Origin of the sequence: Nocardioides sp., assembly GCF_024509035.1 — a bacterium.
Classification (GTDB): domain Bacteria; phylum Actinomycetota; class Actinomycetes; order Propionibacteriales; family Nocardioidaceae; genus Nocardioides.
Map to the genome: position 1 here is coordinate 1 of NZ_JANINT010000166.1, position 4892 is coordinate 4892.

Consider the following 4892-nt stretch of genomic DNA (forward strand, 5'->3'; position numbering starts at 1 on the left):
CACGTTGACCCGCCCGAAAGTTTCGGGCGGGTCGACGTCAGGCCAGCGAGAGGAAGAGCTTCTCCATCTTCTTGGTGTCGAGGCCGTCGACACCGTCGCCGTTGGCGAGGCACTGCTGGAGGCCGGTGGCGACGATCGCGAAGCCGGCACGGTCCAGGGCCCGCGAGACCGCGGCGAGCTGGGTGACGACGTCCTCACACTCCCGGCCCTCCTCGAGCATCCGCAGCACGCCGCCGAGCTGGCCCTGGGCACGTCTGATGCGGTTGATGACCGAGGTCATGTCCTGCGGGTCGAGCTCCATGTCAGTTCTCCTCGGTGGGTGGGGTGGTCAGGGAGGCGAGGGCCGCGGTGAGCCGCTCGCGGGCCTCGGTGGCGACATCGGCCAGGCCCTCGCCCGCGAGCGCCATCATGGCGTCGGGGTCGAAGGCCTCGACCACGGTGGTGTGCTCGTCGAGCGAGCGGACCACCACGTTGCAGGGCAGGACGGCGGCGACCGACGGGTCGACCTCGAGGGCGCGGTGCGCCAGCTGCGGGCGGCACGCGCCCAGGATCACCTGCGGCGCGACCTCGACACCGAGCTTGGCGGCGAGCGTCGCGCGCAGGTCGATCTCGGTGAGGACGCCGAAGCCCTGGGCGGCCAGGGCGTCCTTGACGTCGGCCACCGTCTGGTCGTAGCCACGCTCGAGGGTGGCGTTCAGGGTGTAGCTCACTGCTGCTCCTCACCCTGCTGCTGGGCGGCCAGCTGGGCGCGTACGTCGTCCATGTCGAGGTCGCGGACCGCGGTGATGACCTGCTCGAGCGCGGGCGCGGGCAGCGCGCCGGGCTGGGCGAAGACGAGCACGCCCTCGCGGAACGCCATCAGCGTGGGGATCGAGGTGATCTGGGCGGCGGCGGCCAGCTCGCGCTCGGCCTCGGTGTCGACCTTCCCGAACACGATGTCCGGGTGCTGCTCCGAGGCGGCCTCGAAGATCGGGCCGAACTGGCGGCACGGGCCGCACCAGGACGCCCAGAAGTCGACCAGGACGATGTCGTTCCCGGTGACGGTGTCTTCGAACGCGGCCGCGGTCAGGGCGGTGGTGGTCATGAGCTCTCCTTCAGTTCGTCCGGGAATGAGGATACCCCGGGGGGTGTTATCGTGGGCAACGTAGATACCCCCCGGGGTATTCCACATCCACCTCTGAGGAGACTCCCGTACCCATGTCGACCACCACGACGCCCCCTGACGACGCCGCCGTCGACCGCAAGAAGCAACGACCCATCGATCCCGAGATCGGCTACCGGCCCGGCCCGCTGGGCCGGCTCGGGGTCTGGGTCACCCACCACACCCGGATGACCGCCGTGGTCTGGCTGCTCGTCATCGTCGGCCTCGGCGCGTTCGCGCCCAAGGTCGAGGCCGAGCTCTCGGGCGCCGGCTGGCAGGCCGACGGCTCGGAGTCCGTCGCCGTGCGCGAGCTGGCCCAGGAGCACTTCGGCGGCAACGCCAGCTCCGCCATCCAGGTCGTGGTGCACAGCACCGACGGCCCCGTCACCGAGGGCGCCGGCAAGGACGTCCTCGCTCGCGCCACCGCGATCCTCGAGGACGACAACCGCATCGCGACCGTCGTCCAGCCCCAGCCGGGGGCCACGCTGAGCCAGGACGGCACCACTGCGGTGCTGCTCGCCGGCGCCGGCGCCGACCCCAACGACATGGTGCGCGCCGCCGACGACCTCAAGGGCCCGCTCCAGGACCTCTCGGCCGATGGCATCCAGGTCAACCCGACCGGTGCGTCGCTGCTGTGGTCCGACTTCAACGAGGCCAACCTCAACGCGATGATGAAGTCGGAGATGTTCTCCTGGCCGGTGACCCTGGCGATCCTCGTGCTCGCGTTCGGTGCGCTCGTGGCGGCCGGCCTCCCGCTGATCCTGACCCTCGCCGGCCTGGTCGCCTCCGCCGGCTCGCTCGTGCTGATCAACCAGCTGGTCCCGGTCTCCATCTGGGCGATGAACTTCGCGATGATGTTCGCGCTCGCCCTCGGCATCGACTACGCCCTGTTCCTCGTCGTCCGCTTCCGCGCGGCCCGCATGGGTCACCACGAGAGCCCGCGCCAGGCGATCGCCGAGACCATGGACACCGCCGGCAAGGCCGTGCTCCTCTCCGGCGCCACCGTGCTGATCTCCCTGTCCGCGGTGATGCTCGTGCCGTCGCCGTCGTTCCGCTCGATGGCGGGCGGGATCATGCTCTCGGTCATCTTCGTGCTCGCCGCCACGTTGACCCTGTTGCCACTGGTGCTGCACAAGCTCGACCAGCGCATCAACAAGCTCGCGCTGCCGTGGGTGCACACCGGTGAGCACCGCTCCCCGAAGTTCGAGGCCTGGGGCGAGCGGCTCTGGAAGCGCCCGGTCGCGTTCGGCCTGGCCGCCCTCGTCGTCCTGCTCGCGCTCGCCGCGCCGATCATCGGCCTCAAGACCGCGATGCCGTCGATCAAGGTGCTCCCGGAGGACGCCAGCGCCCGAGTCGGGTACGACCTCGTGCAGCAGAACTTCGGTGAGGGCGCGCCCGGCGCGCTCCAGGTCGTGGCCGACCCCGCTGACGCGGAGAAGACGTACGACGCCCTCACCAGCGACCCCGGCATCGCTGCCGCGATGCCCGCCATGCCGGCGCCCGACGACTCCGAGCACGTCCTGATCCAGGCCGTGCCCACCGTCGACCCGTCCGACCCCCAGCTCGGCGAGACCGTCGACCGGCTGCGGGCCGAGCTGCCCGACTCCGCGATCGTCGGCGGCGCTGCAGTCGAGAACCTCGACCTCAAGTCGCAGCTCGACGAGTCCACGCCGCTGGTCATCGGGGTGATCCTCGGGCTCGGGTTCCTGCTGCTCCTCGTGGCGCTGCGCGCCCCGCTGATCGCGCTGCTCGGCACGCTGGCCAGCCTGCTGTCGACCGCGGCCGCCTTCGGCGTCGCGCGGCTGGTCTTCCAGGAGGGCTACGGCTCCGGCCTGCTCGGCTTCGAGCACCAGGGCTTCCTCGACGCCTGGGCGCCGGTGTTCTTCTTCGCGATGATCTTCGCGATCGCGATGGACTACACGGTGTTCCTCCTGGCCTCGGCCAAGGAGCACTTCGAGCACAGCGGTGACCCCAAGGACGCGATGGTCGGTTCGATCGCCCACTCCGGTCGGGTGATCTTCGCCGCCGGCGCGGTCATGGTCGCGGTGTTCTTCACCTTCGCCCTGTCCGGCCCGCTGCCCCCCAAGGAGATGGGCGTCGTGCTCGGCGTGGCTGTGCTGCTCGACGCGTTCCTGGTCCGCCTGGTGCTGCTGCCTGTGATGCTGCGGCTGACCGGTCGCGCCGCCTGGTGGGTGCCGCGCTGGCTCACCCGCGTCCTGCCCGACATCCGCTTCTCCCACGGCTGAGCCACCCGCTCTCCGACAACCCCCACTGGAAGGATCTCCACATGTGCCGACGAGTCAGCTGCCGCCGATGCGGCAAGGTCAGCTGGTCCGGGTGCGGGATGCACGTCGACCAGGTGATGGCCGGCGTCCCGCAGCGTGACCGCTGTGCCGGCCACGACGACGAGCCGCGACCCAGCCTGCTCGACCGCATCCGCGGCCGCGGCTGAGACCTCGCCCGGGCCACTCCGGTCCGCAGGCCACCGAGCCTGCGGAACCCCCTTCCCGGGGGAGCCGGGGTGGCCCGGGCGTGCCATGTCCGGTGGGCGGGCGTCTTCCTAGCGTCGATGGGCACGGCACCAGCCGTCGACCCTCGGAGGACACCATGCGCACCACATCTCGGGCGATCCCGCGCCGGCTGCTGCCGGTTGTCGGGGCTGCCGCTCTCGGCATCGCCACCTCGGCCGCGGCCCTCGCAAGCCCCGGCGTCACCCCCGCCCACTACACCGACAGCCTCGACCCGGGCGCGGCGGTGACGATCACCAAGACGGTGGAGACACCGCCCATCCCGCCCCGCCCCGACATCGTCTTGATGGCCGACACCACCGGCAGCATGGACGGCAGCATCGCCAACGTCCGGACCAACGCGGGGGCGATCCTCAGCCAGGTCCAGAGCGCCCAGCCCACCGCGCAGTTCGCCGTCGCGGAGTACAAGGACGAGAGCGACGGGCCCGCGGTCTACCAGGTGGACCAGCAGCTCACCGGCAACGCCGCCGACGCCGTGAGCGGCATCGGCGCCTGGTCCGCCTCGGGCGGCGGCGACGCGCCGGAGGCCTGGATCGGCGCGCTCGGTCGGATCCCGTCCACGATCAGCTTCCGTGCCGACAGCACGCGCGTGGTCGTCATGTTCGGGGACGCCCCCAGCCACGACCCGTCCCTCGGCTTCACCCTGGACTCGGCGACGAGCGGGCTCCAGGCGGCCGGCATCCAGGTGATCGCCATCGACGTCGGCGACCTCGACCACGACGGCCAGGCCACGCACGTCACCAGCCGGACGGGCGGCACGCTGGCCTCGGCGGACCCGTCCGAGGTGGCGAGCACGATCCTCAGCGAGCTGCAGAACCTGCCCGCGGTCGTCACCCACGACACGACGTGCGACGCGGGTGCGAGCCTGTCGTTCGACCACGCGAGCCGGACCCTGACCTCCGGTGGGAGCACGACGTTCCAGGAGACCGTCACCCTCGCCGGCGACGCACCGCAGGGCAGCACGCTGACCTGCACGACCCGGTTCCTCGTCAACGGTGAGCTGCCGGGCCCGGCCTTCGTCCAGACCGTCGAGATCGCGGTCAACGACGTGACACCGCCGGTCGTCACCGTGGAGAGCAGGACGGTCGAGGCGACCGGCCCCGACGGAGCCACCACGACGTACGCCGCATCCGCGATCGACAACGTCGACGGCCCGCTCACCCCGGCCTGCTCGCCGGCGTCCGGCAGCCTGTTCGCCCTCGGTGCGACGACCGTCAGCTGCG

The 4892-nt window shown here is 71.4% G+C and carries 6 protein-coding genes; 3 read left to right on the forward strand and 3 right to left on the reverse strand.

Annotation, left to right across the window (positions count from 1 at the left end):
* Positions 1 to 37 precede the first annotated feature (37 nt).
* From Q0L15_RS12755 to trxA, 3 genes are read right to left on the reverse strand one after another with little or no spacing between them, the layout of a single operon-like run.
* On the reverse strand, positions 38 to 301 hold the full coding sequence (locus Q0L15_RS12755) for a metal-sensitive transcriptional regulator (RefSeq protein WP_296604820.1): 264 nt from the start codon (positions 299 to 301) through the stop codon (positions 38 to 40).
* A gap of 1 nt (position 302) precedes the next feature.
* A complete protein-coding gene (locus Q0L15_RS12760; protein ID WP_296604821.1) occupies positions 303 to 710 on the reverse strand; it encodes a DUF302 domain-containing protein in 408 nt (135 codons plus the stop codon).
* Positions 707 to 1084: a thioredoxin gene (gene trxA / locus Q0L15_RS12765; RefSeq protein WP_296604822.1), complete on the reverse strand. Its 378-nt coding sequence runs from the start codon at positions 1082 to 1084 to the stop codon at positions 707 to 709. The genes Q0L15_RS12760 and trxA overlap by 4 nt, the downstream gene beginning before the upstream one ends.
* 113 nt (positions 1085 to 1197) lie before the next feature.
* Between trxA and Q0L15_RS12770 the strand changes: the two genes are divergently transcribed.
* The 3 genes from Q0L15_RS12770 to Q0L15_RS12780 form a co-directional block, all read left to right on the forward strand.
* Entirely contained in the window at positions 1198 to 3387 is a 2190-nt protein-coding gene (locus Q0L15_RS12770; protein WP_296604823.1) for an MMPL family transporter, read from the forward strand.
* Positions 3388 to 3428: 41 nt separating this feature from the next.
* Positions 3429 to 3593, forward strand: coding sequence for a hypothetical protein (locus Q0L15_RS12775; RefSeq protein ID WP_296604824.1), 165 nt, complete (start codon positions 3429 to 3431; stop codon positions 3591 to 3593).
* A 155-nt stretch (positions 3594 to 3748) separates the two neighbouring features.
* Positions 3749 to 4892: vWA domain-containing protein (locus Q0L15_RS12780; protein WP_296604825.1), on the forward strand; the 1144-nt coding region annotated here is incomplete at its 3' end.